This window comes from Achromobacter pulmonis (assembly GCF_021733725.1).
Classification (GTDB): domain Bacteria; phylum Pseudomonadota; class Gammaproteobacteria; order Burkholderiales; family Burkholderiaceae_B; genus Achromobacter; species Achromobacter pulmonis.
Map to the genome: position 1 here is coordinate 13,143 of NZ_JAIFOT010000001.1, position 25,312 is coordinate 38,454.

The 25,312-nt window shown below is 66.3% G+C and carries 23 protein-coding genes; 9 read left to right on the forward strand and 14 right to left on the reverse strand.

The features are described 5' to 3' along the window. Positions 1 to 48 precede the first annotated feature (48 nt). From K2W61_RS00090 to K2W61_RS00100, 3 genes are all read right to left on the reverse strand, one after another. Positions 49 to 1,176, reverse strand: a complete 1,128-nt coding sequence (locus tag K2W61_RS00090; RefSeq protein WP_236754912.1) for an AI-2E family transporter — start codon at positions 1,174 to 1,176, stop codon at positions 49 to 51. Positions 1,177 to 1,277: 101 nt separating this feature from the next. Next, the gene (locus K2W61_RS00095) at positions 1,278 to 1,982 is read right to left on the reverse strand and encodes a DUF3053 family protein (RefSeq protein ID WP_236754913.1); all 705 of its coding nucleotides are present in this window, start codon (positions 1,980 to 1,982) and stop codon (positions 1,278 to 1,280) included. Between the two features lie 153 nt (positions 1,983 to 2,135). Then, positions 2,136 to 2,648, reverse strand: coding sequence for a GNAT family N-acetyltransferase (locus tag K2W61_RS00100; RefSeq protein ID WP_175140854.1), 513 nt, complete (start codon positions 2,646 to 2,648; stop codon positions 2,136 to 2,138). Between the two features lie 130 nt (positions 2,649 to 2,778). Between K2W61_RS00100 and K2W61_RS00105 the strand changes: the two genes are divergently transcribed. The 3 genes from K2W61_RS00105 to K2W61_RS00115 all read left to right on the forward strand — a co-directional run bounded on the left by K2W61_RS00105 (position 2,779) and on the right by K2W61_RS00115 (position 5,070). Beyond that, entirely contained in the window at positions 2,779 to 3,138 is a 360-nt protein-coding gene (locus K2W61_RS00105; RefSeq protein WP_175132570.1) for a hypothetical protein, read from the forward strand. Between the two features lie 859 nt (positions 3,139 to 3,997). Then, positions 3,998 to 4,279: a hypothetical protein gene (locus tag K2W61_RS00110; protein WP_175132569.1), complete on the forward strand. Its 282-nt coding sequence runs from the start codon at positions 3,998 to 4,000 to the stop codon at positions 4,277 to 4,279. A gap of 98 nt (positions 4,280 to 4,377) precedes the next feature. Beyond that, entirely contained in the window at positions 4,378 to 5,070 is a 693-nt protein-coding gene (locus K2W61_RS00115) for a cytochrome b/b6 domain-containing protein (RefSeq protein WP_236754914.1), read from the forward strand. 92 nt (positions 5,071 to 5,162) lie between these two features. Here K2W61_RS00115 and K2W61_RS00120 read toward each other — a convergent pair whose 3' ends face one another. Together K2W61_RS00120 and purB are read right to left on the reverse strand one after the other, a co-directional pair. Next, positions 5,163 to 5,621 (reverse strand): c-type cytochrome, encoded by a 459-nt coding sequence (locus K2W61_RS00120; protein ID WP_175132567.1) that lies wholly within the window; start codon positions 5,619 to 5,621, stop codon positions 5,163 to 5,165. 56 nt (positions 5,622 to 5,677) lie between these two features. Continuing rightward, positions 5,678 to 7,054, reverse strand: a complete 1,377-nt coding sequence (purB, locus tag K2W61_RS00125) for an adenylosuccinate lyase (RefSeq protein WP_175132566.1) — start codon at positions 7,052 to 7,054, stop codon at positions 5,678 to 5,680. 161 nt (positions 7,055 to 7,215) lie between these two features. Here purB and K2W61_RS00130 point away from each other — a divergent pair, with 161 nt between their 5' ends. Further along, on the forward strand, positions 7,216 to 7,827 hold the full coding sequence (locus K2W61_RS00130) for a glutathione S-transferase (protein ID WP_175132565.1): 612 nt from the start codon (positions 7,216 to 7,218) through the stop codon (positions 7,825 to 7,827). Between the two features lie 60 nt (positions 7,828 to 7,887). Here K2W61_RS00130 and K2W61_RS00135 read toward each other — a convergent pair whose 3' ends face one another. The 3 genes from K2W61_RS00135 to gcvA form a co-directional block, all read right to left on the reverse strand. After that, positions 7,888 to 8,706: a sulfite exporter TauE/SafE family protein gene (locus tag K2W61_RS00135; protein WP_175132564.1), complete on the reverse strand. Its 819-nt coding sequence runs from the start codon at positions 8,704 to 8,706 to the stop codon at positions 7,888 to 7,890. 136 nt (positions 8,707 to 8,842) lie between these two features. Continuing rightward, complete coding sequence (gene mnmA, locus K2W61_RS00140; RefSeq protein WP_236754915.1) at positions 8,843 to 9,961, reverse strand: tRNA 2-thiouridine(34) synthase MnmA; 1,119 nt, start codon at positions 9,959 to 9,961, stop codon at positions 8,843 to 8,845. Positions 9,962 to 9,973: 12 nt separating this feature from the next. Continuing rightward, positions 9,974 to 10,894, reverse strand: a complete 921-nt coding sequence (gcvA, locus tag K2W61_RS00145; RefSeq protein WP_175132562.1) for a transcriptional regulator GcvA — start codon at positions 10,892 to 10,894, stop codon at positions 9,974 to 9,976. A 189-nt stretch (positions 10,895 to 11,083) separates the two neighbouring features. On the opposite strand from gcvA, the gene K2W61_RS00150 reads away from it, so the two are divergent. The 5 genes from K2W61_RS00150 (at position 11,084) to K2W61_RS00170 (ending at position 16,078) form a co-directional block, all read left to right on the forward strand. Beyond that, positions 11,084 to 12,073: a Bug family tripartite tricarboxylate transporter substrate binding protein gene (locus K2W61_RS00150; RefSeq protein ID WP_175132561.1), complete on the forward strand. Its 990-nt coding sequence runs from the start codon at positions 11,084 to 11,086 to the stop codon at positions 12,071 to 12,073. Between the two features lie 70 nt (positions 12,074 to 12,143). Beyond that, positions 12,144 to 13,019, forward strand: coding sequence for an N-formylglutamate amidohydrolase (locus K2W61_RS00155; protein WP_175132560.1), 876 nt, complete (start codon positions 12,144 to 12,146; stop codon positions 13,017 to 13,019). A 182-nt stretch (positions 13,020 to 13,201) separates the two neighbouring features. Next, on the forward strand, positions 13,202 to 14,320 hold the full coding sequence (locus K2W61_RS00160; protein WP_236754916.1) for a Re/Si-specific NAD(P)(+) transhydrogenase subunit alpha: 1,119 nt from the start codon (positions 13,202 to 13,204) through the stop codon (positions 14,318 to 14,320). Positions 14,321 to 14,324: 4 nt separating this feature from the next. Beyond that, on the forward strand, positions 14,325 to 14,642 hold the full coding sequence (locus tag K2W61_RS00165; protein ID WP_175132558.1) for a proton-translocating transhydrogenase family protein: 318 nt from the start codon (positions 14,325 to 14,327) through the stop codon (positions 14,640 to 14,642). Beyond that, complete coding sequence (locus tag K2W61_RS00170; protein WP_236754917.1) at positions 14,639 to 16,078, forward strand: NAD(P)(+) transhydrogenase (Re/Si-specific) subunit beta; 1,440 nt, start codon at positions 14,639 to 14,641, stop codon at positions 16,076 to 16,078. Before K2W61_RS00165 ends, K2W61_RS00170 begins: the two co-directional genes overlap by 4 nt. A gap of 83 nt (positions 16,079 to 16,161) precedes the next feature. Here K2W61_RS00170 and glcF read toward each other — a convergent pair whose 3' ends face one another. From glcF to tldD, 6 genes are all read right to left on the reverse strand, one after another. Next, positions 16,162 to 17,391, reverse strand: coding sequence for a glycolate oxidase subunit GlcF (gene glcF, locus K2W61_RS00175; RefSeq protein ID WP_236754918.1), 1,230 nt, complete (start codon positions 17,389 to 17,391; stop codon positions 16,162 to 16,164). Between the two features lie 5 nt (positions 17,392 to 17,396). Then, a complete protein-coding gene (glcE, locus tag K2W61_RS00180; RefSeq protein WP_175140851.1) occupies positions 17,397 to 18,500 on the reverse strand; it encodes a glycolate oxidase subunit GlcE in 1,104 nt (367 codons plus the stop codon). A 12-nt stretch (positions 18,501 to 18,512) separates the two neighbouring features. Then, positions 18,513 to 20,012 (reverse strand): FAD-linked oxidase C-terminal domain-containing protein, encoded by a 1,500-nt coding sequence (locus tag K2W61_RS00185; protein WP_175132554.1) that lies wholly within the window; start codon positions 20,010 to 20,012, stop codon positions 18,513 to 18,515. 269 nt (positions 20,013 to 20,281) lie between these two features. Then, entirely contained in the window at positions 20,282 to 21,691 is a 1,410-nt protein-coding gene (locus K2W61_RS00190; RefSeq protein ID WP_175132553.1) for an FAD-binding oxidoreductase, read from the reverse strand. 98 nt (positions 21,692 to 21,789) lie between these two features. After that, entirely contained in the window at positions 21,790 to 22,863 is a 1,074-nt protein-coding gene (gene aroG / locus K2W61_RS00195; protein ID WP_175132552.1) for a 3-deoxy-7-phosphoheptulonate synthase AroG, read from the reverse strand. A 303-nt stretch (positions 22,864 to 23,166) separates the two neighbouring features. Continuing rightward, positions 23,167 to 24,627, reverse strand: a complete 1,461-nt coding sequence (gene tldD, locus K2W61_RS00200; RefSeq protein WP_175132551.1) for a metalloprotease TldD — start codon at positions 24,625 to 24,627, stop codon at positions 23,167 to 23,169. Positions 24,628 to 25,312: the final 685 nt, after the last annotated feature.

Genomic DNA, 25,312 nt, shown 5'->3' on the forward strand with positions numbered 1-25,312 from the left:
ACGCCGCCTTGACCGAGAACAGGCCGCGCCGGTCCCGTGGCCGCCGCCTCAATCGGCCTTGGAGGATGACGCCTCGGACGACGGCTCGACCGGCGTGACGGCCGCCGGGCCCGGCGGCGCCACGGGAATTTCATCGGGCGGCGAAAACAGATCCCAGCAGGCCATGAACAGTGCCGCAATCAACGGGCCGATGACGAAACCGTTCAGGCCGAACAGCGCCATGCCGCCCAGGGTCGAGATCAGCACCACATAGTCGGGCATCTTGGTGTCCTTGCCCACCAGGATCGGCCGCAACACGTTGTCGACCATGCCGATCACCAACACGCCGAACGCGATCAGCACCACGCCCTTGATGGTCGCGCCGGTCAGCAGGAAATAGATCGCCACGGGCGCCCAGATCAAGCCCGCGCCAACCGCGGGCAAGAGCGACAGGAAACCCATGATGACGCCCCACAGCAGCGCGCCCTGGATACCCAGGATGGAAAAAATGATGCCGCCCAGCGCTCCTTGCGACGCCGCCACCGCGATGTTGCCCTTGACCGTGGCGCGCACCACCGTCGTGAACTTACGGAACAGGTGATGCTTGTGCGTGTCGCTCAGCGGCATGGCGCGCTTGATGCGCAGGCCCAGCTGCGGTCCATCGCGCAGCAGGAAGAACAGCAGGTACAGCATGATGCCGAAGCTGATCACGAACTGGAAAGTGTCCTGACCAATGCTCAGCGCCTGCGTTGCCAGAAACTGGCTCGCCTGCATCGCGCCGGCGCTGAGCTTTTCCTGCAAGCTCGGGATATCGGCCAGATCGAACCGTGCCAGCAGATCGTGCACCGACGGCGGCAGCGCCTCCATGGCCTGCTGGAAATAGGCGCCGAAGTTGACCTGCCCGGACTTGATGTTCTGGTACAGATTGGCGCCTTCGCGCACCAGCGAGCCGCTGATGACCACCAGCGGCAGGATCACCAGCAGCAATACCAGCGTCAGCGTGATCAATGCCGCGAGATTGCGCCGGCCGCCGATGCGCCGCACCAGGCGGCGCTGCAGCGGCGCGAACAGGATGGCGAGAATCGCGCCCCAGAACACCGCGCCATAGAAGGGCCATAGCAGCCAGCCGAAAGCCACGGAAGCGGCGATCAGGAGAAGCAGAAAGGTACGGTAGTGCAAGCTGGAAGATTGGCTCATGTTCCGTCCAAGGCGCGGCGTGCGCCGCGAGACCTGCATTGTACAAAGCGGCGCTGCGCCCCGTGGCGCGACCGCCCGGTCGGCGCCGCGCCCAGGCACACTCAGCGCGCGGCCGCCGCCAGGCGCGACACGACCGCGCGCGCCTGTTCCAGCGCCTCCGACTGCGCATTCAACTGCTGCAGCAGCGCATTGAGCCGCTGCTGCAGCGAAGGGGTGGCGACCTTGGCCTGCCCTTGCTCGAGCGTGATGCCGGCCGGGTTGGCGGCCATGAGGTCGGCGACGTCCAGCGCGTCACGCGCGATCGCATCCAGGCGCGCGGCGGCGTCCATCAATTCGGCCGCCGGCGCCGTGACCGCCTCGTCATATACGCCGTCGTAGATCGGGGCAAGATCCGGCGCCAGTTCCAGCGCGCCGCGCGCCTCGTCGGCGCGGGCCTTGGCCTCCTGCAACATGCCGGCACTATGGGCCAGCGTCTTGCGCGCCGCCGCCAGCGCCTCGCGCCGCTGCATGATGTCCTGCGCCGATTGAATGCGCTCGGCCGCCAGGATCGGCAGCAGCGGGGTTGCCGCCTGGGCCAGGGCGGCCTGGAAATCGGCGATCACCGCGTAGGCATCATCGTAACGGCCCACCGCGCCTTTCTCGGCCTCGCTGAGCGCGCCAATCGGCACCAGCCCGCCCGCCGCGATACGGTGTTGCAACAGAGCGATGAACGCGGCCCGCTCCTGGGGTTCGCGATTGCCGCAAGCCGCCAGTGCCAACACCGAAGCCGCCGCCAGGCCGGCCAGGCAGATCCGCAGCAGAGCCATGCCCTTTCCCCTTCGCGTGAAACATTGCGCCAGGCACCCCGACCGATGGCCGGCGCCTTCCCTGAAGATTATCCCGGAGCCGGCGCAAGCCGCCGCCAACCGCCGGATTTTGTTGCCATCGAATCGATATGACACAGGCGCCAGCGCCACGGCTCACGCCGGCAGCGCCAGGCGCATGGCACAGCGCCGCGCGGGGTCGAACCCGGCGGCGGCCTCGGCCTGGAGACGGGCCCGCAAGCCCGGCGCCAGTTGCGGCGCAGGCACCTCGGCAAAGCCCTGCCGCCGATAGAAAGGCGCATTCCACGGCAATTCGCGATCCGTGGTCAACACCACGCCTCGATAAATGCCTGCGCCACGCGCGTGCGCGATCACTGTCCGCAGCAAGTCGCGCCCCAGGCCGCGCCCCTGCATGGCCAGGGTGACCGACATTTCCGCCAGGTACAGATCATCGTCCATTGGCCGCGCCAGGGCGAACCCCGCCGGCCGATCGTCGTCCCCAGCCGCCACCCACAGCTGGCGGGCAGCGGCCGCGCGCGCCAGTTCGGCCTGCGGCACAGGTTCGCCCGCGGCGACCCAGGCCATGGGCGTCCCCAGGAAGCGCGCGGCGGCGGAACGTTCGATATCGGGCAGGAAGGCCAGGTCGGCCGGGCGTGCGAGTCTTATCATGGGGGCCCAGTATGCCCCAAGCGGAACGGCAACAGGCGGCGCCCGCAGCCCCCCCCCGGGCCCATAGCCCCTAAAATGCCGGGATGCCGGCCGGCAGCGGCCCCTGTCAACTTTCCCAGCTTGCCAACGAATGACCCAAGACGCTTCTTCCGACACCTGGGGCTTTGCCCATCCCGATTGCCGCGGCGCGGCCGCCCTGTTGTTTTTCATGGACGACTTGGCGCGCGTGGCCAACCAGTATCTGCGCCCCGGCCATCTGGGCGATGAAGCCCTGGCCGACGCGCAGAAGGCTGTCGACGCGTTGCTGCAACGCTATGTCGACATCCAGGCCGCGCCGGAAGCCTTCGACGGCGAGCGCATCGAACTGGCGCTGGAAACCGACACCCGCCCCGACGGCTCGACCGCCGCGCAAGTGGCCCTGCGCATGTCGCCGCGACTGGAAGCGCTGATCATCGAAGCCCAGCGCCAGGCCCGCCCGGCCACCCATTGAACCTGCCGTCGCAGGCGTCCATCGCGGGGCCCCCCCCCCCCCCGCGCGATGGGGATCCACCGCAAGGCAAGCGTGCCGGCCGTATGCGGATTTAAGATCGGGACAAACAAAACCCTTGCAGGATCGCCATCCTGGCCGTATAATTTTTGGTTAAGCCTGCCATACCAGACTACGCACCCAATAAGAACGCGTGGGAAAACCGGGTAGGCAAACCGCAAAGGCAGCGATACACGACAGCAATACTCCCCTGCCGTGGCCTCAGGCGGTCAAACATCAATCAAATATCAATCAAATGGCAGCCAGCAAATCAACGGCTGCCAGGCGCCAGCCAGATGCGTGATGAAACACGCGGTGGCATGAAAAGCAAAAAAGCAAGCGCCGAGACAACGACATGCTCCCCGCCGGGGTTCAAGGTTCAGACCTTGCCCGGACAGACAGGATTAGCTTCCCACGCTCGCGGTATCGCACAGGCGCGGGATTTCCTTGAATAGCCTTTACGGGCCGGGTTTTCGTACGGTTCTGCGACAGACAACCCCAAGAACGCAGACCCGGCGACGATTCACCGCCCTGAATCCGCGATGGCATTGCCACGCCATCGCCCGCCAGGCCGCCGCCAGACACTGATGGCCGGCGGTCCCGGCAGCGAACCCCAGGTCCAGACCCGGGGGCCGCACCCCGCACCCCGTCCGGCGCGACCGCAAACCATGAGAATGCGCAAAGGACTGGTGGCGGATATGCGTTAGTGTCATGCATGACCCGGCGCGAGGACGCGGCGCGAGGAGCGGCAACGCCCCCGCCCCGAATTCGCGGCAAGCACGACACGGCAATTCCATAACAAGAACTTGAAAGAGAACACATCATGAATACTCGTTTCACCACCTCGGACCTGATCCGACGCCCTGCCCACACCAAGCTGGACGACATGCCGATTCACATCGGCGACATCGTTTACCTGCAACCGGCGCATGGCCCGGCCATCCGCGCGACCGTCATCTTCAATGCGCCGATCGATGGCACGACCACCTACACCACGGAAGTCGTGCCCTGCGGAAACGCCGCGCAGAAGGTCCCCGGCCAGCGTATCCGCTTCCGTCACGAGCACGTGCATCGCATCGAGCCGGTGCGTCGCGCCGCTCGCTGAGCCCCGGCTCCTTGCCACCCCACCGCCACGGCCCGCGCCGTGGCGGCTTCATTTGTGCGTGATAAAGTCGCGGGCAACGCAGTCACGCCGCCCTCACCATGCAAAACAATCGCCTAGCCATCCGCATCTGGGACCTTCCTACCCGCCTGTTTCATTGGGCGCTGGTGGTCTGCATCGTCGGCGCCTTTGTCAGCGTGAAACTCGGCGGCCTGTACATGGACTGGCACGTGCGCTTTGGCTGTGCCGCGCTCGGCCTGATCATTTTCCGCGTGCTGTGGGGCCTCATCGGTCCGCGCTACGCGCGCTTCACCCAATTCGTGCGCGGCCCGCTCGCGGTGGCCCGTTACCTCAAAGGCGCGGCCGCGCCCGCCGGGCATAATCCGCTGGGCGCGCTATCGGTGCTGGCGCTGCTGCTGGCGATCGGTTTCCAAGCCGTCAGCGGCCTGTTCACCACCGACGACATCATGACGCAGGGGCCGTTGTTCGGACATGTGAGTGAATCCACCGCCAGCCTGCTGACCTCATGGCACAAGCTCAATGAATGGGTCATCATCGGCCTGGTAGCCCTGCACCTGCTGGCCGTGGCCTGGTACGCCCTGGTGCGCCGCAAGCGCCTGGTGCGCGCCATCATCACCGGCAACGTCGATCCGAAGGACGTGCCGCCGGGCACCGTGCCAACACAGGACGGACTGGCGGTGTGGCTGCGCGCGCTGCTGCTGGGCGCCTGTGTCACCGGGCTGGTGCTTTGGATCCGCTCGCTCGAGATCGCGGCCGACATGTCATTCTCATAGCCCGGCAGCGACCGCAGCCGCGCGGGCGCCCAATGAAAAAGCCCCTCAGCGATCCTGAAGGGCTTTTTTGCATGTCCCGCGCGTGGGCCGGCTTACTTCTTCTTGCGATAGCTGTCGTGGCAGGCCTTGCAGCTCGCGCCCACGTCGCCGAAAGCGGCGCGCAGCTTGTCGAGGTCGCCGGCATCCGCGGCGGCCGACAGCTTGACGATATTGTCCTGGAACGCCTGCTGCTTCTGCTTGAAGCCGGCCGCATCGCTCCAGATTTCCGGACGCGCGTCACCGCCTTCGGTCCCCGCGCCAAAAGCCGTCCACGGTAGCGCCGACAAGGTCTTGAGCACCTCGACGTTGGCCTTGATCTGGGCCGCGTCGTAGGGCGCCTGGCCCTTGACCACCGGCACCATGCGGCCGAAGTGCGATGCCATCAGCGTCAGTGCCGACTGGCGGTACTTGATGGCATCTTCGGGCTTGGCGAACTGCGCCTGGGCCGAGGTCGCCAGCAGCGACCCGACGGTCATACAGGCCAGCGCGGCGAGCGTGGACAACTTCTTCATTGCAATCTCCCGTAAGTACGACAAGAATGCCGCGCGCAGCGCGCGCGGCAAGGCGACTATACCGCCCGGGCCAGATCCGCCGCCAGGCCGATGTACGAGCGCGGGGTCATCGCCAGCAGGCGCGCCTTGGGCTCATCCGGCAGGGCCAGGCCCTGGATGAACTCGCGCAGGGCTTCCTCGGTGATGCCCTTGCCGCGCGTCAAGGCCTTGAGCTGCTCGTAGGGCTGCGGCAGACCATAGCGGCGCATGACGGTCTGCACCGGCTCGGCCAGCACTTCCCAGCAGGCGTCGATGTCGGCGTCGATCGCGGCGGTGTTGACTTCCAGCTTGCCCAGGCCGCGCATGCAGGCATCCCACGCCACCAGGCAGTAGCCCAGGCCCACGCCCAGGTTGCGCAGCACGGTCGAGTCGGTCAGGTCGCGCTGCCAGCGGGAGATCGGCAGCTTGTCGGACAGGTGGCGCAACACGGCGTTGGCCAGGCCCAGGTTGCCTTCGGAGTTCTCGAAGTCGATCGGATTGACCTTGTGCGGCATGGTCGACGAGCCGACCTCGCCTTCCTTCAGGCGCTGCTTGAAGTAGCCCAGGGCCACGTAGCCCCAGATGTCGCGATCCAGGTCGAGCACGATGATGTTGGCGCGCACGATGGCGTCGAACAGCGCCGACATCCAGTCGTGCGGTTCAATCTGGATGGTGTGGCGGTTCTGCGTCAGGCCCAGGCCGGCCAGCACGCGCTGGCTGAAGGCGGGCCAGTCGATTTCCGGGTAGGCCGACAGGTGGGCGTTGTAGTTGCCGGTGGCGCCATTGAGCTTGGCCAGCGGCTCGACCGCCTCGACCGCGGCGATGGCGCGGTTCAGGCGCGCCGCGACGTTGGCGAATTCCTTGCCCAGCGTGGTCGGGCTGGCCGGCTGGCCGTGCGTGCGCGACAGCATCGGCTGGTCGGCCTGGGCCACGGCCATGTCGTTGAGCTTGGCCGCGATTTCGCGCAGTCGCGGCAATACCACCTCGTTGCGGGCGCGCGACAGCATCAGCGCGTGCGAGGTGTTGTTGATGTCTTCGGAGGTGCAGGCGAAATGGATGAATTCGGCGGCGGTCGCCAGTTCGGCGTGGTCGGCGACCTTTTCCTTGAGCCAATACTCGACCGCCTTGACGTCGTGGTTGGTGACGCGCTCGATGTCCTTGATGCGGGCGGCGTCTGCTTCCGAGAAATCGCGCACCAACTGCTGCAGGCGGGCGCGCGCTTCCTGGGAAAAGGCGGGCAGTTCCGGCAGGCCGGCATCGGACAGGGCCACCAGCCAGGCCACCTCGACTTCGACGCGGTGGGCCATGAAACCGGCCTCGGAGAGCAGCCCGCGCAACGCGTCGCCGCGGGAGGCGTATCGGCCATCCAGTGGCGAAAGGGCATTAAGTTGGCTAAGCTGGTCGGCGATTTGCATGGTCTGGGAAAGAAAAAGCTGCGGAGGGGAAAACCCGGCGATTTTATCATTCAGGGCCACGCAACATTGTGGCAAACTGGGCGAGATTCCGTCCCGCGGACGGTTTGGCCGTCATGCGGCCTGCTATACTTCGGCCGCTTTCCGACTCCGCTTGTGAATCCATGAAACTGATCGGCTCGCTTACCAGTCCATACGTGCGCAAGGTGCGTATCGTCATGGCCGAGAAAAAGCTGGATTATCGGCTTGAACTCGAAAACGTCTGGTCCGCCGACACGCAGATCCAAACGTACAACCCGCTGGGCAAAGTGCCCTGCCTGGTCATGGAAGATGGCGGCGCCCTGTTCGACTCGCGCGTTATCGTCGAATACCTGGACACCTTGTCGCCCGTCGCCCGCCTGATTCCGCAGCCGGGCCGCGACCGCGCGGCCGTCAAGTGCTGGGAAGCCATCGCCGATGGCGTGCTGGACGCCTGCGTCACCATCGTCAAGGAAAAGCAGCGCCCGGAGGCGCAGCGCAGTCCGGAATGGATCGAGCGCCAATACGGCAAGATCCACGCCAGCCTGGATGCCATGAACAAGAGCCTGGGAGAGAACGCCCATTGCATGGGCATCAACTACAGCCTGGCCGACATTGCCGTGGGCTGTGCCCTGGGCTACCTCGACCTGCGCTTCGCCGAACTGGACTGGCGCGCCGACCACGCCAATCTGGCGCGCCTGTACGACAAGCTGTCGCAGCGCCAATCGTTCCTGGACACCGTTCCCAAGACGGCCTGAGGCGTTCCGGCACCCCGGATCCCGCTCCGGCCGCCTCGCGCGGCCGGTTTCGCTTCCGGCTCAGGCCAGCACTGCCTGCGCCGCCTTGAAGAGCATGTAAGCCGACAGCGCGAACAACAGGCAGGCAAACACGCGCTTGAGCGTCTGCACCGGCAGCCGGTGCGCCATGCGCGCGCCCAGCGGCGCGGTCAGGACGCTGACGCACACCAATGCCAGCAGGGCCGGCCAATAGATGTAGCCCAACATGCCGGGCCGCGTGGCGCCTTCGTTCAACCCCGAGACCACGTAGCCGATGCTGTTGGCCAGCGCGATGGGAAAGCCGAGCGCCGCCGAGGTCGACACCGCGTTGTGCAGCGCGACGTTGCACCAGACCATGAACGGCACCGACAGGAAGCCTCCGCCCGCCCCCACCAACCCCGACAGGAACCCAATGCCGGCCCCGGCCGCGCTGGTGCCCAGGACGCCCGGCATCTGGCGGCTGGGCTTGGGCTTTTTGTTGCGCAGCATGTTCCAGCCGGAATAGCCGACGAACAGCGCGAAGAACAGCGACAGCCACAAAGTGCTCAGCGCCGCGAACACCGCGCCCCCGGACAACAGGCCGCCGAGGATGATGCCGGGCGCCATGGCCCAGACAATGCGCCACTTGATCGTGCCCTTCTGCTGGTGCGCGCGCACGCTGGAAATCGAGGTGAACAGGATCGAGGTCATTGACGTGGCGATGGCGGCGTGCACCACCAGGTCGGCCGGCATGCCCTGCCAGGTGAACAGCATCGTCAGGAACGGCACCAGCAGCATGCCACCGCCGATCCCCAGCAAGCCCGCCGCGAAGCCTGCCAGCGCACCCAGCGCCAGCAGGCAAACCACCATCGTTACGTCCACTTCCCTCTCCTCGTTGCCGGCTTTTGTGCCGCTTTTTCATGAATCAGGCCCCGCGGACGCGATGCCCGCGGGGCCTGGCTGGCACGGCTATCGGTAGCGCGGCCCGCCCGAAGGCGTCTTGCCGGGCGAACCGCCCCTAGACGATGATGCCGCCGCCCAGGCAGACGTCGCCATCGTAGAGCACCGCCGACTGCCCGGGCGTGACCGCCCATTGCGCCTCGGTGAAGTCGAGCGCGAAGCCCGCGTCGGTGGCATCGCCGAGCCGGCAGGCCGCGTCGGCCTGACGGTAGCGCGTCTTGGCGCCGTACATCCCGGCGGCCGGCGCCTGCCCCGCGACCCAACTGGCGTCCTGCGCCCGCAGCGAGCCGGACAGCAGCCAGGGATGGTCATGCCCCTGCACCACGTAGAGCACGTTGCGTTCGAGGTCCTTGCGCGCCACGTACCAGGCCTCGGCCGTGCCGTCATCGCGCTGGCGGCCTTTCACACCGCCCACGCCCAGGCCCTTGCGCTGGCCCAGCGTGTAGAAAGACAGGCCCTCGTGGCGCCCGACCTGTTGCCCTTCGGGCGTCAGGATCGGGCCCGGCTCGGTCGGCAGGTAGCGATTGAGGAACTCGCGGAACGGCCGCTCGCCAATGAAGCAGATGCCGGTGGAGTCCTTCTTGGCGGCGTTGTGCAGGCCGATCTCATGCGCGATGCGGCGCACCTCGGTCTTGTGGATCTCCCCTAGCGGGAACAGGGTGCGCGACAGTTGCGCCTGGTTCAGGCGATGCAGGAAATAGCTCTGGTCCTTGGAACCGTCCAGCGCTTTGAGCAATTCGAAGCGCGAAGCGCCCCCTTCGGCCGACACTTCGCGCACCCGGGCATAGTGGCCGGTGGCGATGTGCTCGGCGCCCAGCGCCATGGCGTGATCGAGGAACGCCTTGAACTTGATTTCGGCATTGCACAGCACGTCGGGGTTGGGCGTGCGGCCGGCCGAGTACTCGCGCAGGAACTCGGCGAATACGCGGTCCTTGTATTCGGCGGCGAAATTGACATATTCGAATTCGACGCCGACCAGGTCGGCCACGCTGGCCGCGTCCAGCAGGTCCTGCCGGGTGGAGCAGTATTCGGAATCGTCGTCGTCTTCCCAGTTCTTCATGAACAGGCCGACGACCTCATAGCCTTGCTGCTTGAGCAGCCAGGCGGTGACCGAAGAATCGACCCCGCCGGACATGCCGACGACAACGCGGCCCTTCTTGGTGGATTTTTGACTCATGATCGCGCCATTTTACTGCGGGCTGGCCTCTGCCTCGGGTTGCGGCTCGGCCGCCCGCGAGACCTCCATCAACCAGGTCCGGAATGCCTGCAAGGTGGGCAGGTTGGCCTTCTGGTCGGGATAGCACAGGTAATAGCCCATGCGCGCGCGGATCGGCAGCTGGATCGCCACCATCAGCTTGCCGTCGCGCAGTTCGTCCTCGATCAGGCAGCGCGGGATCAGCGCCACGCCGAAACCAGCCGCGGCCGCCTGCGACAGCAGCGCGTACTGGTCGAAACGCGCGCCTTCCAGGCTGCGCCGGGTATCGCAGCCGGCCTGCTCGAACCAGTCGCGCCAGCCTTCCAGGGCCGAAGTGTGGTGCAGCAGGGGGTAGGCCAGCAGGTCCGCCGGCGTGCTACAGCCCCCCGGAATCAGGCGCGGGCTGCAGACCGGCAGGATCTCGCGGCCGACAATGTAATCGGCGCCGCTGCCCGGCCAGATGCCTTCGCCGAAACGGACCGCGGCGTCCAGTTCGGGCGATGAAAAATCGTAGCCCTGGCGGTGCGGCAGGAATTCCACATGGATGTCCGGGCGCAACCGCATGAAGGCGGTCAGGCGCGGGATCAGCCAGCGCGCGCCAAAGGTCGGCATGCAGGTCAGGTTGAGAGTGCCCCCCTGCCCCTGATGCGCGATCAGCTCGACCGTGGCCGCCTCGATCTGGCCCAACCCGGCCTGAATCTTGGTCAGGTAGCCACGGCCGGCCTCGGTCAGGACCAGGCCTTGCCTGATGCGCAGGAATAGTTCGACGCCGACGAACTCCTCCAGGTGTTTCACTTGCTTACTCACCGCGCCCTGCGTCACGCACAGCTCCTGCGCGGCGCGGGTGAAACTGCTGTGCCTGGCGGCCACTTCGAAGGCCTGCAGGTCGGTGAGTGAAGGACAGAAGCGTCTCATGGAAGCGGGCCTCGATGCCGGGTTCGACGGGCCTGAAGTTACATAATGAAACTTCGCCGCAAAAGAGGCATGAAAAAAAGTTATAGCTTAAGGAGAAACTTTCGTTTGTGCAAACTGGCCTTGCAAGAAAGAATCTGCCTGTTTGCGTCTGCCTTTTGCGCATCCGCGTTTCAATTCATAGGGGAATTCATGCAACGCCGTAATGTAGTCCTGGGTCTTTGCGTCGCCGTCGCGACGCTGACCACGCCGCTGACCTCGGGCATCGCCCATGCCGACGACGCCTATCCGAGCAAGCCGATCCGCCTGATCGTGCCGTTCCCGCCGGGAGGCACCACCGACATCGTCGGCCGCCTGTTCGCCGACAAGCTGGGCAAGGAACTGGGCCAGACCGTCGTGGTGGAAAACCGCGGCGGCGCCGGCGGCTCGATCGGCAGCGCCTTCGTCGCCAGCAGCGCGCCGGACGGCTACACCCTGGGCATCGCCACCGTCAGCACGCACGGCATCAACCCGGCCATCTATCCGAACCTGCCGTTCGATGGCGAGAAGGACTTCACGCCGATCTCGAACCTGGCCGCCGTGCCGAACATCATGACCATCAACCCGAAGGTGCAGGCCAAGGACATGGCCGAGTTCATCAAGCTGGCCAAGAGCCAGCCGGGCAAGCTGACGTACGCCTCGGCCGGCAACGGCTCGGTCTCGCACATGATGGGCGAACTGTTCAAGATGGCGTCGGGCACCGACCTGATGCACGTGCCGTACCGCGGCGTGGGCCCGGCGCTGAACGACGCGCTGGCCGGCCAAGTCGATGTCATGTACGACAACCTGCCCTCGACCCTGCCGCACGTACAGTCCGGCCGCCTGATCGCCATGGCCGTGGCCGCTCCCAAGCGCGTGGCCAGCCTGCCGAACGTGCCCACGTTCGCCGAAGTCGGCCTGCCTGCCGTCAACGACGCCTCGTGGTTCGGCCTGGTCGCCCCGGCCAAGCTGCCGGCGCCGATCCTGGCCAAGCTGAACGCCGCCGTGCAGAAGGTCAGCGCCGAAGCCGACGTCAAGTCGCGCCTGCAAGCGCTGGGCGCCGAACCCGCCGCCAACACGCCGGAAGCGTTCGCCAAGCAGATCTCGGCTGAAATCGCCAAGAACAAGCGCATCGCCAAAGAAGCCAACGTGAAGATCGACTAAGCGATCTTCGACCCCCGCCGCGCCCGCGCGGCGCGCGGGGGGCTCCGATTCACGAACGCAACACCCCCATATGCGAATCACCCAACCCCTGTCCTACCGGCTCGACCTTCCGCTGCAATACCCGAACTCGGCGCCTTCGGCCCCGCTCGTGCTGGACTCCCCGCACAGCGGCACCACCTATCCGCCCGACTTCGCGCCCGCGGTGGATTTCGGCGCACTGCGCACGGCCGAGGACACCTGGGTTGACGATCTGTGGGGCGACGCCATCGACATGGGCGTGCCCATGGTCGCCGCGAGCTTTCCGCGCGCCTACATCGATGCCAATCGCGCCCCCGATGAAATCGACGAGTTGCTGCTGGAGCAGTCGTGGCCCGGCGCGGTCAACGCCTCGCCCAAGGTCAAGCTGGGCAAGGGCCTGATCTGGCGCATGCTGGACGACGGCACGCCGCTGTACGACCGCAAGCTGAGCGTCGAAGAAGTGACGCACCGCATCGAGGCCTGCTGGAAGCCGTACCATGCGGCGCTCGGCCAGGTGCTCGACAGCGCCCACCAGAAGTTCGGCAAGGTCTGGCACATCAACTGCCACTCCATGCCCAGCGTCGCCGGCGCCTACGCCACCGACCGCCCCGGCCTGGTCCACCCGGACTTCGTGCTGGGCGACCGCGACGGCAGCACCAGCGATCCGGCATTCCGGGAATTCGTCGCGGCCTGGCTGCGCGAACGCGGCTACGACGTGACGGTGAACGATCCCTACAAGGGTGTCGAACTGGTGCGCGCCTTCGGCCGCCCCGAACAAGGCCGCCACAGCCTGCAGATCGAGATCAACCGCAAGCTCTACATGGACGAGGTCAGCCTGCGTCCATCGGCCAACTACGGCCGCCTCAAAGCCGACCTGCGCGACCTGACCGCCGCGCTGATCGACTGGACTCGCGCGCAGACGGCCTGACGCCGGACGCCTGCGCGCCAGTGCCGGCCAGCAGCCCGTTGTCAGTCTGGCCGGTGTGACCGGGGCGCAAGCCCCAAGCCCCATGGTTAACCCCATGGGGCTTTCTTTTGGGCGGCGTGGAAACTCCTGTCCCGGGCGTATATCCGTTATAACTACGGCGAACCTTCTGAGGAGAGGCGTCGATGCACATCGGGATACCAAAGGAAACCCGAGACGGGGAAACCCGTGTCGCAGCAACACCGGAAACCGTCAAGAAGTACGTAGGCGGCAAACACACCGTTGTCGTGGAGCGTGGCGCAGGCAGCGCGGCACGCTATCTGGATGAAGCCTACGAGGCCGCGGGCGCGACGCTCGGCGGCGCCCAGGAGGCGCTCGGGGCGGAGCTGGTCATGAAGGTTCGCGCCCCCTCCGCGTCCGAACTGCCGCAGATGAAAGCCGGCGCGGTGGTCATCGGTATGCTCGACCCGTTCGACGCCGACGGCCTGGCGCAGATGGCCGCCGCCGGCCTGACCGGCTTCGCGCTGGAAGCCGCGCCCCGCATCACGCGCGCCCAGAGCCTGGACGTGCTGTCGTCGCAGGCCAACCTGGCCGGCTACAAGGCGGTGCTGCTGGCGGCCCACCACTACGGCCGCCTGATCCCCATGATGATGACCGCCGCCGGCACGCTCAAGGCCGCGCGCGCCGTGGTGCTGGGCACCGGCGTCGCCGGCCTGCAGGCCATCGCCACGGCCAAGCGCCTGGGCGCGGTGGTCGAGGCCTCCGACGTGCGGCCCGCCGCGCGCGAGCAGGTCGAATCGCTCGGCGCCAAGTTCATCGACGTGCCGTTCGAGACCGACGAAGAACGCGAGATCGCCCAAGGCGTGGGCGGCTACGCGCGCCCCATGCCGCCGGCCTGGATGGCGCGGCAGGCGGCGCTGGTGTCGGAACGCTGCAAGCAGGCCGACATCGTCATCACCACCGCCCTCATCCCCGGCCGCCCCGCGCCCACGCTGGTGTCGGCCGAGACCGTCGCGGCTATGAAGCCCGGCTCGGTGCTGGTGGACCTGGCGGTCGAGCGCGGCGGCAACTGCCCGCTGTCCGAGAAAGGCAAGGTGGTCGAGAAGCACGGCGTGACCCTGGTGGGGCTGACCAACCTGCCCGGCCTGGTGGCGACCGACGCGTCGGCGCTCTACGCCCGCAACGTCCTCGACTTCCTGAAACTCATCATCAATGCGGACGGCGCGCTGGCAATCCAGCGCGACGATGAAATCGTGGCGGCCTGCCTGGTATGCGAAGGCGGCATTGTGACGCGCGGGAGCTAAAGGCATGGAAGCGATCAACCCTACCCTGATGAATCTCATCATCTTCGTGCTGGCGATCTACGTCGGCTACCACGTGGTCTGGAACGTCACCCCCGCGCTGCACACCCCGCTGATGGCGGTGACCAACGCGATCTCGGCCATCATCATCGTCGGCGCCATGCTGGCGGCGGCTTTGACCGAAGGCGGATTGGCGCGCGGCATGGGCGTGTTTGCCGTGGCGCTGGCCGCGGTCAACGTGTTCGGCGGCTTTCTGGTCACGCGACGCATGCTGGAGATGTTCAAGAAGAAGGAAAAGAAGGCGGCCAAGGAGGATGCGAAATGATCTCGCTGAACCTTGTCACGCTGCTCTACCTGGTTGCCTCGGTCTGCTTCATCCAGGCGCTCAAGGGCCTCTCGCATCCCACCACCTCGCGCCTGGGCAATGCCTTCGGCATGGCCGGCATGGCGATCGCGGTACTGACCACTGGCGCGCTCATCGTCGGCCTGGCGCGCAGCGGCGCCGCCGGCATCGGGTTGGGCTGGGTAGTGCTCGGCCTGCTGTTCGGCGGCTCGATCGGCACGCTGATGGCCAAGCGCGTCGAAATGACCAAGATGCCCGAGCTGGTGGCGTTCATGCACAGCATGATCGGCCTGGCGGCAGTGGCCATCGCGGTGGCTGTGGTGGCCGAGCCGCATGCGTTCGGCATCGTCGCCGCCGGCACACTGATCCCCACCGGCAACCGCTTCGAGCTGTTCATCGGCACCTTCGTCGGCGCCATTACCTTCTCGGGTTCGGTGATCGCCTTCGGCAAGCTGTCGGGCAAGTACAAGTTCCGCCTGTTCCAGGGGGCGCCGGTGGTGTTCGCCGGCCAGCACATGCTGAACCTGGCGCTGGCGCTGCTGATGCTGGCGATGGGCGTGTGGTTCATGCTGACGCAGGCCTGGACGCCCTTCATCATCATGACGCTGATCGCCTTCGTGCTGGGCGTGCTGATCATCATCCCGATCGGCGGCGCCGACATGCCAGTGGTGGTGTCGATGCTGAACAGCTACTCGGGCTGGGCGGCGGCGGGCATCGGCTTCTCGCTCAACAACCCGATGCTGATCATCGCCGGCTCGCTGGTGGGCTCGTCCGGCGCCATCCTCTCGTACATCATGTGCAAGGCGATGAACCGCTCGTTCTTCAACGTCATCCTGGGCGGCTTCGGTGGTCAGGCGGGCGAAGCCGCGGCGGCGGGCGGCGGCCAGCAGCGCAGCGTCAAGTCGGGCAGCCCCGACGACGCGGCGTTCCTGATGACCAATGCCGAAAGCGTCACCATCGTGCCGGGCTACGGCCTGGCGGTGGCACGCGCCCAGCACGCGCTCAAGGAGCTGGCCGAAAAGCTCACCGAACGCGGTGTCACCGTCAAATACGCCATCCACCCGGTCGCCGGCCGCATGCCGGGCCACATGAACGTGCTGCTGGCCGAGGCCGAAGTGCCTTACGACCAGGTCTTCGAGATGGACGACATCAACAGCGAGTTCGGCCAGACCGACGTGGTGCTGGTGCTGGGCGCCAACGACGTGGTCAACCCGGCCGCCAAGAACGATCCCAAGTCGCCGATTGCCGGCATGCCGATCCTGGAAGCCTACAAGGCCCGCACCGTGATCGTGAACAAGCGCTCGATGGCCTCCGGCTACGCCGGCCTGGACAACGAACTGTTCTACATGGACCGCACCATGATGGTCTTCGGCGACGCCAAGAAGGTGCTCGAAGACATGGTCAAGGCCGTGGAGTGAGGCGCCAGCCCCGCGAGGCCCGGGCCTCGCGGGGCATGCCCGCGATGCGCCGGCACGCCCGCCGGGCCTGACGCCGTTGCCCGCTAGGGGGCAGCCAGCCGCTCGTCCACCACTTCGATCCAGTGCCGCACCGGCGTGCTGGTACCGCTCTGCAAATGACCGATGCAGCCGATATTGGCCGACAGGATCACGTCCGGCGCGCCCGGCGCGATGGCGCTCAGCTTGCGGTCGCGCAGCGCCAGCGCGATCTCGGGGTTCAGCACCGAATACGCGCCCGCCGAGCCGCAGCACAGGTGCGGCTCGGCGAACGGCTGCAGCGCGAAGCCCAGATCGACCAGCAATTGCTCGGACAACGGCCGCAGCCCCTGCCAATGTTGCAGCGTGCAGGGCGGATGAAACGCCGCCCGCGTGCCCTTGTCGGCCAACCGGGCGCGCAGTTGTCCCGCATGCGGCGCGACGATCTCCGCCACGTCCTTGACCCGCGCCACGATGTCCGCGGCGCGCTGGGCATAGGCCGGGTCATGGCGCAGGTGATGCGCATATTCCTTGACCATGGCGCCGCAACCCGATGCATTCATGACGATGGCCTCGACCGCGCCATCCTGCACCAATGGCCACCAGGCATCGATATTGGCGCGCATCTGGTCGAGCGCCGCCGCCTGCGCGTCCAGATGGAAACTGGCCGCGCCGCAGCAACCCGCGCCCGGCGCGATGCGCGCGCCGATGCCGATGGCGTCCAATACCCGGATGGTGGCGGCATCGATCGTCGGCATCATCGACGGCTGCACGCAGCCAGCCAGCATCAGCACCTGCCGCGCATGTCCCGCCACCGGCGGCAAGGCGCCGACGGGACGACGCTGCGGCACCTTGCGCCGGAGCGCTTCCGGCAAGGCGCCGCGTACCGCCTGCCCCACCCGCATGGCGGGCCCGAACAGCGGCGACAGCATGGCCCGGCGCAACATCTTGCGCTTGGCCTTCTCGGCCCAGGGGCGCGGCACCCGTTCTTCGACGACCTGACGGCCGATATCCACCAAGTGGCCATATTGCACGCCTGACGGGCAGGTGGTTTCGCAATTGCGGCAAGTCAGGCATCGGTCCAAATGCTGCTGGGTCGAGCGGGTCGGTGCGGCGCCTTCCAGCACCTGCTTGATCAGGTAAATGCGGCCGCGCGGACTGTCGAGTTCATCGCCCAGCACCTGGTATGTGGGACAGGTCGCCGTGCAGAAGCCGCAATGCACGCAGCGCCGCAGGATCGCATCGGCCTCATTGCCCAGATCGGTATCGCGGGCCCAGGCCGCGAGATTGGTTTGCATGATGCCTATAGCTCCAGGACCAACCGGCCCGGGTTGAACAGCCCGGCCGGATCGAGTTCTTGCTTGAGACGGCGCGTGATCAACGCCACGCCCGGCGACAGCGGATGGAACACGCCATCGGCCGGCGGCCTGATGCCGGCCGGACGGAACAGCGTCGCGTGCCCGCCCAACCGCTGCGCCAGTTCGCGCAGTTCGGCCGCATCCTGCGGGCCCGATAGCCAGCGCTGGCCACCGCCCCACTCCACCAGGGCCTGCCCGCTGCCCAGCGCGGCCGCGGTTGGCGGCAAGGCCAGGCGCCACACAGGCTGGCCCGGCGCAAAAAAAGCGTGGGTCTGTTCGCGTAATCCGGCCCACCAGGACTCGGCCGCCTCGGGCGCCAGCGCATCGCCGCCAATCACCTGCCGCGCGCTGGCAATGGCGGGGGGCGCGCCGGACAGACGTACATGCATCAGGCCTTCCTGGCCGGCGGTGCCCGCCCAACTGGTGGCCGAGATCGGCAGGGGTTTGCCGCGCCACAGGGCAAAGCTGGCCAAGGCCTGCGCCTGCGTCGCCGGCAGCGCCAGCGTCAGTTCCTCCTGCGGCCGGGGAACGACCTTCAGCGACACTTCCAGTATGGCGCCGAAGATGCCGTGCGAGCCCGCCAGCAGGCGCGAGACGTCATAGCCGGCCACGTTCTTCATGACCTCGCCGCCGAACGACAGCACTCGCCCATCCGAATCCAGCAGTTGCGCGCCCAGCACGAAATCGCGCAACGCCCCCGCGCTCATGCGGCGCGGCCCCGACAGGCCCGCGGCCACGCAGCCGCCAACGGTGGCGGCGGGAGAGAAATGCGGCGGCTCGAAAGCCAGCATCTGGCCGCGCTCGGCGAGCGCCGCTTCCAGTTCGGCCAAGGGCGTACCGGCCCGCACCGTCACCACCAGTTCCGACGGGTGATAGCTGACAATGCCGCGATACGGCGTCATATCCAGCAGGCAATGGCCATCCTGCGGCGTCACCGGCCGATAGTTGCCATAGAACGCCTTGCTGCCGCCGCCCATGACGAACAGCGGCTTGTGACCGGCGCGGGCCGTCATGACCTGGTCGCACAATTCCGACAGGACGAAGTCCATAGGGGAGACGTCCTAGAAGCGAGCGAGATCCGGGAAGCGCAGCTCGCCCGCGTGTACGTGCATCTTGCCGTATTCCGCGCAACGGGCCAGCGTAGGTATGACCTTTTCGGGATTGAGCAGGCACGGCGGATCGAATGCCCGCTTGACCGCCAGGAACGCGTCGAGTTCTTCGCGAGAGAATTGCACGCACATTTGATTTATTTTCTCCATTCCCACACCGTGCTCTCCAGTCACGGTTCCTCCTACCTGCACGCACAGTTCGAGGATGGCCGCGCCGAATTTCTCGGCGCGTTCCACTTCGTCCGGTTTATTCGAATCGAACAGGATCAGCGGATGCAGGTTGCCGTCGCCCGCATGGAACACGTTGGCGCAACGCAGGCCAAACTCGTCTTCCATTTGCTCGATGGCGCCCAGCACCCGGGCCAGATGACGGCGCGGAATCGTGCCGTCCATGCAGTAGTAATCGGGCGACACGCGCCCGGCGGCGGGAAACGCATTCTTGCGCCCCGCCCAGAATTTGAGCCGTTCGGCTTCCGACGCCGACACCTGGCAGCGGGTGGCGCCGGCCGCGCGGAAGATAGCTTCCATGCGCGCGATCTCGTGCGCCACTTCCTCGGGCGTGCCATCCGACTCGCACAGCAGGATGGCCTGCGCGTCCATGTCGTAGCCGGCGCGCACAAAGGGTTCGACCATGTGCGTCGCGCGCCGGTCCATCATCTCCAGGCCGGCGGGAATGATGCCGTCCGCGATCACCTGCGTCACCGCATTGCCCGCGGCCTCGACGCTGGCAAAGCTCGCCATCACCACCTGCGCGCAGGCCGGCTTGGGAATCAGCTTGACCGTCACTTCGGTCACCACGCCCAGCATGCCTTCGGAACCGATGAACACCGACAGCAGATCCAGCCCCGGCGCGTCCGGCGCCTCGGAGCCGAGCTCCACCACCTCGCCATCGATCGTGATCATCCGCACGCGCAGCACGTTGTGCACCGTCAAGCCGTACTTCAGGCAATGCACGCCCCCCGAGTTCTCGGCGACGTTGCCGCCGATCGAACAGGCGATCTGGCTCGACGGATCGGGCGCGTAATACAGCCCGTAGGGGGCCGCGGCTTCCGAAATGGCCAGATTGCGCACACCCGGCTCGACCACCGCGGTGGCGCTGGCCAGGTCGATATGCTTGATGCGATTGAATTTGGACAGGCCCAGCAGCACGCCTTGGCTGTGCGGCATGGCGCCGCCCGACAGGCCGGTGCCGGCGCCGCGCGCCACCAGCGGCGCGTTGAAGCGCTTGCAGATCCGCATGACCGCCTGTACCTGCTCCTCGGTCTCGGGCAGCACCACCACGGCGGGCAAGGCACGGTACAGCGACAACCCGTCGCACTCGTACGGACGGGTATCCTCTTCACGAAACAGCACGCAATGCGACGGCAGCGCGGCCGCCAACGCCTCGACGAGTTGCTGCAACGAATAAGGCGCCTGCACTTGTGCCAGGCCGGTTTCGACCAGTGAATTCATGAGCGCAACAATAGCGCGACCGCAGGCTGGACGCAGGCCGGGATTTACCCGCATCCTTGCGTACATCCAACGGCCGCGCGGTGCCGCAGACGTAACCAGCCGTAAAGCATCGGGTGAACGGAGGGCACCGGCACGCGCTGGGCCGGGCGGCCAGCCCATTCCCAGCGCTTGAGAATGATTGTCAACCGCGGCCGCGGGCCGCGCGACGCGCCGACGAAAAAGGCCGGTGGGTTGCCCCACCGGCCTCTTCCGTGCGCCCTGACGGCGACTTACCAGGACACGATCTTGCCCGGGTTGAGGATGTTATTGGGATCGAACGCATGCTTGAGGCTGCGCATCAGGTCGAGGGCGTCATCGCCATGCTCTTCGGCCATGAACTGCATCTTGTGCAGGCCAACGCCATGCTCGCCCGTGCAGGTACCATCGGCGGCGATCGCGCGGCGCACCAGGTTGTGGTTGATGGTCTCGGATTCCTGCCATTCGCGCTCGTTGTCGGCATCCAGCAGCATCAGCACGTGGAAGTTGCCGTCGCCCACATGGCCGACGATGGTGTATGGGAAGCTGGCCCGGTCCAGTTCCTCGACAGTCTCGCGCACGCAGTCAGCCAGGCGCGAGATCGGCACGCAGACGTCGGTGGTGCTGGCGCGGCAGCCCGGGCGCAGTTGCAGGCCGGCAAAATAGGCATTGTGACGCGCGGTCCACAGGCGGCTGCGGTCCTCGGGACGCTCGGCCCATTCGAAGTCCATACCACCGTGCTCGGCGGTGATGGCCTGAACGGTCTCGGCCTGCTCCTGCACGCCCGCCGGGCTGCCGTGGAATTCGAACACCAGCAGCGGCGTCTCGCGCAGCGTCAGCTTGCTATGCAGGTTGACGGCGCGCACGCTGGCCGCGTCCATGAACTCGACGCGGGCGACCGGCACGCCCATCTGGATGATTTCGATCACGCTCTGCACTGCGGCGTCCAGCGTGGGGAAGTTGCAGACCGCCGCCGACACGGCCTCGGGCTGCGGGTACAGGCGCACGGTGACTTCGGTGATGATGCCGAGCGTGCCTTCGCTGCCGACGAAGATGCGGGTCAGGTCGTAGCCGGCCGACGACTTGCGGGCGCGGCCGGCAGTGCGCACGATGCGGCCGTCGGCGGTGACCACGGTCAGCGACATGACGTTCTCGCGCATGGTGCCGTAGCGCACGGCGTTGGTGCCGGAGGCGCGCGTGGCGGCCATGCCGCCGAGGCTGGCATCGGCGCCCGGATCGATCGGGAAGAACAGGCCGGTGCTGCGGATCTCTTCATTGAGCTGCTTGCGCAGCACGCCAGCCTGCACGGTGGCGGTCAGGTCTTCGGCGTTGACCGCCAGCACCTTGTTCATCTGCGACAGATCCAGGCTGATGCCGCCCTGGATCGCCAGGATGTGACCTTCCAGCGATGACCCCGCGCCATAGGGAATCAGCGGCACGCGGTGTTCGTTGCACAGCCTGGCGACTTCGGCGACCTCTTCGGTGCTCTGGGCGAAGACCACGGCGTCGGGCAGCATCGCCGGATATGGCGATTCGTCGCGGCCATGGTGCTCGCGCACCGCGGAGGATTCGGAGAAACGATCGCCAAAGCGGGCGCGCAAGGCCTCGAGACAGGCGGCCGGCACCGCGCGGCGCAGCGATTCAGCGTGCAAGGGAGCGTTCATGATCAGCGGATTCTCGGATTGGGTAATCCGATTATTCTACGCCGCCCGCCATGCTGCACCGCAAACCGCCCGTGCGGACGGCTTGCGGCCCGTCCGGCTCACTTGCCGGAGGTCAGCGCGACGCGGCGGCGCTCCCGCACGGCGTGCGCCAGGCGTTCGAGCACGGCCACCGAAGCATCCCAGTCGATGCAGCCATCGGTGATGCTCTGGCCGTACACCAGGGGCGTGCCCGGCACCATGTCCTGGCGGCCGCCCAGCAAGTGGCTTTCGACCATCACACCGACCAGCCGCGCGTCGCCGGCTTCCATCTGGCGCGCCACGTCCTCGATCACCAGCGGCTGGTTCTCGGGCTTCTTGCTGCTGTTGGCGTGGCTGGCATCGATCATGATGCGCTGCGCCAGGCCAGCCTTGGCCATGTCCTGGCAGGCGGCATCGACACTGGCGGCGTCGTAGTTCGGCGTCTTGCCGCCGCGCAGGATGACGTGACAGTCCTCGTTGCCGGCCGTCGAGACGATGGCCGAATGTCCGCCCTTGGTCACCGACAGGAAATGGTGCGGCTGCGAGGCCGCCTTGATCGCGTCGACCGCGATCTTCACATTGCCATCCGTGCCATTCTTGAAACCCACCGGACACGACAAGCCGGACGCCAGTTCGCGATGCACTTGGCTTTCCGTCGTGCGCGCCCCGATCGCCCCCCAGGACACCAGGTCCGCAATGTACTGCGGCGTAATCATGTCGAGGAACTCGCACCCTGCCGGCAGGCCCAGGCTGTTGATGTCCAACAGCAGTTCGCGCGCCACGCGCACCCCCTTGTTGATGTCGAAGCTGCCGTCCAGGTCCGGGTCGTTGATCAGCCCCTTCCAGCCGACCGTGGTGCGCGGTTTCTCGAAATACACGCGCATGACGATTTCCAGGTCCGCGCTCAGGCGGTCGCGCACCGGCTTGAGCCGCTTCGCATATTCGATCGCCGCGCGGGTATCGTGAATCGAACACGGGCCGATCACGACGATCATGCGGTCGTCCATGCCATGCAGGATGCGGTGCATCGACTGCCGGGCAGCGAACACGGTGTCGGAGGCCTGCTGGGTGCAGGCGAATTCGCGCATCACGTGCGCGGGCGGATTCAGCTCTTTGATTTCTCGGATGCGAAGGTCGTCGGTATTGTGTGACACGGTACTGCTCCTGGGTTTCCCGCCACCGGGATCGGTCCCGGGGTGTTCCTCAAGCTGACGGCACAAAAAAAGCCGCCAGTTCGCTGGCGGCTTTTTTGGGGGGATTCTTTCCAAACTTCAGATTGAGCGCGTCCCTTCCTCCGCCAGCGGCTTCAGAAAACCATAAAAGTAAAAGTAAAAGGCGGGGGACGCAAATTTCATGGGAAAAGACTCTAGCACAATTTTTTCGGACCGTCACGCCGGTTTTCAATGCGGCGTAGCGCTCCCCCGCCGACCGGTCGCGGGGCAGTCGTGGCGGGTGCGTCAGGCGGTGCCGCCCACGGTCAGGCCTTCCATGCGGACCGTGGGCATGCCCACGCCAACCGGCACGCTCTGGCCATCCTTGCCACACGTGCCCACGCCCGAATCCAGCTTCAGGTCGTCGCCGATCATGGTGACGCGGGTCATGGCGTCTGGGCCGTTGCCGATCAGCGTGGCCCCCTTGACCGGATACGTCACCTTGCCGTCCTCGATCATGTAGGCCTCGGAGGCTGAGAACACGAACTTGCCATTGGTGATGTCGACCTGGCCGCCGCCGAAGTTGGCCGCGTACAGGCCGCGCTTGACGGATGCGATGATCTCCTCGGGCGCCTTGTCGCCAGCCAGCATGTAGGTGTTGGTCATGCGCGGCATCGGCAGGTGCGCGAACGATTCGCGGCGGCCGTTGCCGGTGGCCGCCGTCTTCATCAGGCGGGCATTCAGGGTGTCCTGCATGTAGCCGCGCAGGATGCCATCTTCGATCAGCACGTTGCGCTGGGTGGCGTTGCCTTCGTCGTCGATATTGAGCGAGCCGCGGCGGTCCGGAATGGTGCCATCGTCAACCACGGTCACGCCCTTGGAGGCGACGCGCTCGCCGATGCGGCCCGAGAACACGCTCGATCCCTTGCGGTTGAAATCGCCCTCCAGACCGTGGCCCACCGCTTCATGCAGCAGGATGCCGGGCCAACCCGACCCGAGCACCACGGTCATTTCGCCAGCCGGCGCCGGACGGGCCTCGAGATTGACCATGGCTTCGTGCACCGCGCGCTCGACGTAGCCCTGCAGCATTTCGTCGGTGAAATACGCCAGCCCCAGGCGGCCGCCGCCGCCGGCATGGCCCATCTCGCGCCGGCCATTGCGCTCGGCGATCACGGTCAGCGACAGGCGCACCAAGGGCCGCACGTCAGCGGCCAGGCGGCCATCGCTGCCGGCCACCAGCACCACGTCGTACTCTGCGCCCAGGCCGGCCATGACCTGGATCACATGCGGGTCGCGGGCCCGCGCCATGCGCTCGATGCGCTCGAGCAGCGCGACCTTCTCGGGGGCGGTCAGTGTCGCCACCGGATCGATGTCGGCATACAGGCTGCGGCCGATTTCGGCCTCGACCTGCGCTGCCACCTTGACCTTGCCGGCACCGCGGCGGGCGATGCCGCGCACCGCGTGGGCCGAGGACAGCAGGGCCTCGGGCGACAGGGAATCGGAATAGGCAAACGCGGTTTTCTCGCCGCTCACGGCCCGCACACCGACTCCCTGGCTGATGGAAAAGCTGCCCGTCTTGACGATGCCCTCTTCCAGGCTCCAGCCTTCGCTGCGGGTGTACTGGAAATACAGATCGGCGTAGTCGACCTTGTGGGTGAAGATTTCGCCGAGCGCGCGCGCCATGTCGGCCTCGGTCAGCCCCCAGGGGTCGAGCAACAGCGATTTGGCGGTGGCCAGGGATGCAATAGCGGGATCGATGATTTTCATAGGACTCTGTTGGGGCGCGCCGGCGGGGTCACGCGGCTGTCATGACGCTCAAGGCTATATCGTACCGCCGACACGGGCACGACGTCGCGCGCCGCCCATATTTACTAGCAAGTTAACCAATTGGGGACTGGTCCCAAACTAAAAGCGGCGCGCGCGACAAAATACGGCTGTTCCGCCGCGCATATCCATCCACCCCCGCTGTCTTACTTCGCCCCCCGGCCGCAAACTTGTCATACAACTCGACAACAAAAATAGCGAAGCCTGCAATAACGAAGCCTGCAACAAGGCCCCGAGCCGGTCCTCACATGTGGGAAAGCAAGCCGGCATAACATTCTCGAAGGGTGGGAATGAAAATACGCATAGCCAGGCAAACCGCTGCAATACGCGCCCGACCCAGGTCATCCGACCTCTTGGCGCGAGTTTCGATAAATCCCGCCATGCGTTGCCGCCTTGCTGGAAAATGTCCTGACTTAGGGCTGAAAATTCTCGATCTGCCCGCCATCCGCTCACTTCATGAAACAAAGACCTATAAATCAGACAAACATTCCCGGCATTCGTCCGTTCTATGAACCAAAGCAAGCCTTGTTTCAATTAGTCCCAAATTTGGGAATATCCTTCCCAAAACTTGTTCATGGCGCGAACCCGCGTGCCTAAAGACTCTCCGGCGGTTTTGATACAAAGTAAT

Bases quoted from the DNA above. Each gene is read 5' to 3' on its own strand.
- tldD (WP_175132551.1), bottom strand. From the start codon at position 24,627: ATGAAAATCATCGATCCCGCTATTGCATCCCTGGCCACCGCCAAATCG.
- K2W61_RS00110 (WP_175132569.1), top strand. From the start codon at position 3,998: ATGAATACTCGTTTCACCACCTCGGACCTGATCCGACGCCCTGCCCAC.
- K2W61_RS00100 (WP_175140854.1), bottom strand. From the start codon at position 2,648: ATGATAAGACTCGCACGCCCGGCCGACCTGGCCTTCCTGCCCGATATC.
- mnmA (WP_236754915.1), bottom strand. From the start codon at position 9,961: ATGAGTCAAAAATCCACCAAGAAGGGCCGCGTTGTCGTCGGCATGTCC.
- gcvA (WP_175132562.1), bottom strand. From the start codon at position 10,894: ATGAGACGCTTCTGTCCTTCACTCACCGACCTGCAGGCCTTCGAAGTG.
- K2W61_RS00120 (WP_175132567.1), bottom strand. From the start codon at position 5,621: ATGAAGAAGTTGTCCACGCTCGCCGCGCTGGCCTGTATGACCGTCGGG.
- K2W61_RS00150 (WP_175132561.1), top strand. From the start codon at position 11,084: ATGCAACGCCGTAATGTAGTCCTGGGTCTTTGCGTCGCCGTCGCGACG.
- purB (WP_175132566.1), bottom strand. From the start codon at position 7,054: ATGCAAATCGCCGACCAGCTTAGCCAACTTAATGCCCTTTCGCCACTG.
- K2W61_RS00190 (WP_175132553.1), bottom strand. From the start codon at position 21,691: ATGAACGCTCCCTTGCACGCTGAATCGCTGCGCCGCGCGGTGCCGGCC.
- K2W61_RS00105 (WP_175132570.1), top strand. From the start codon at position 2,779: ATGACCCAAGACGCTTCTTCCGACACCTGGGGCTTTGCCCATCCCGAT.
- K2W61_RS00130 (WP_175132565.1), top strand. From the start codon at position 7,216: ATGAAACTGATCGGCTCGCTTACCAGTCCATACGTGCGCAAGGTGCGT.
- K2W61_RS00185 (WP_175132554.1), bottom strand. From the start codon at position 20,012: ATGAATTCACTGGTCGAAACCGGCCTGGCACAAGTGCAGGCGCCTTAT.
- glcF (WP_236754918.1), bottom strand. From the start codon at position 17,391: ATGCAAACCAATCTCGCGGCCTGGGCCCGCGATACCGATCTGGGCAAT.
- K2W61_RS00165 (WP_175132558.1), top strand. From the start codon at position 14,325: ATGGAAGCGATCAACCCTACCCTGATGAATCTCATCATCTTCGTGCTG.
- K2W61_RS00090 (WP_236754912.1), bottom strand. From the start codon at position 1,176: ATGAGCCAATCTTCCAGCTTGCACTACCGTACCTTTCTGCTTCTCCTG.
- K2W61_RS00115 (WP_236754914.1), top strand. From the start codon at position 4,378: ATGCAAAACAATCGCCTAGCCATCCGCATCTGGGACCTTCCTACCCGC.
- K2W61_RS00170 (WP_236754917.1), top strand. From the start codon at position 14,639: ATGATCTCGCTGAACCTTGTCACGCTGCTCTACCTGGTTGCCTCGGTC.
- glcE (WP_175140851.1), bottom strand. From the start codon at position 18,500: ATGGACTTCGTCCTGTCGGAATTGTGCGACCAGGTCATGACGGCCCGC.
- K2W61_RS00095 (WP_236754913.1), bottom strand. From the start codon at position 1,982: ATGGCTCTGCTGCGGATCTGCCTGGCCGGCCTGGCGGCGGCTTCGGTG.
- K2W61_RS00160 (WP_236754916.1), top strand. From the start codon at position 13,202: ATGCACATCGGGATACCAAAGGAAACCCGAGACGGGGAAACCCGTGTC.
- K2W61_RS00155 (WP_175132560.1), top strand. From the start codon at position 12,144: ATGCGAATCACCCAACCCCTGTCCTACCGGCTCGACCTTCCGCTGCAA.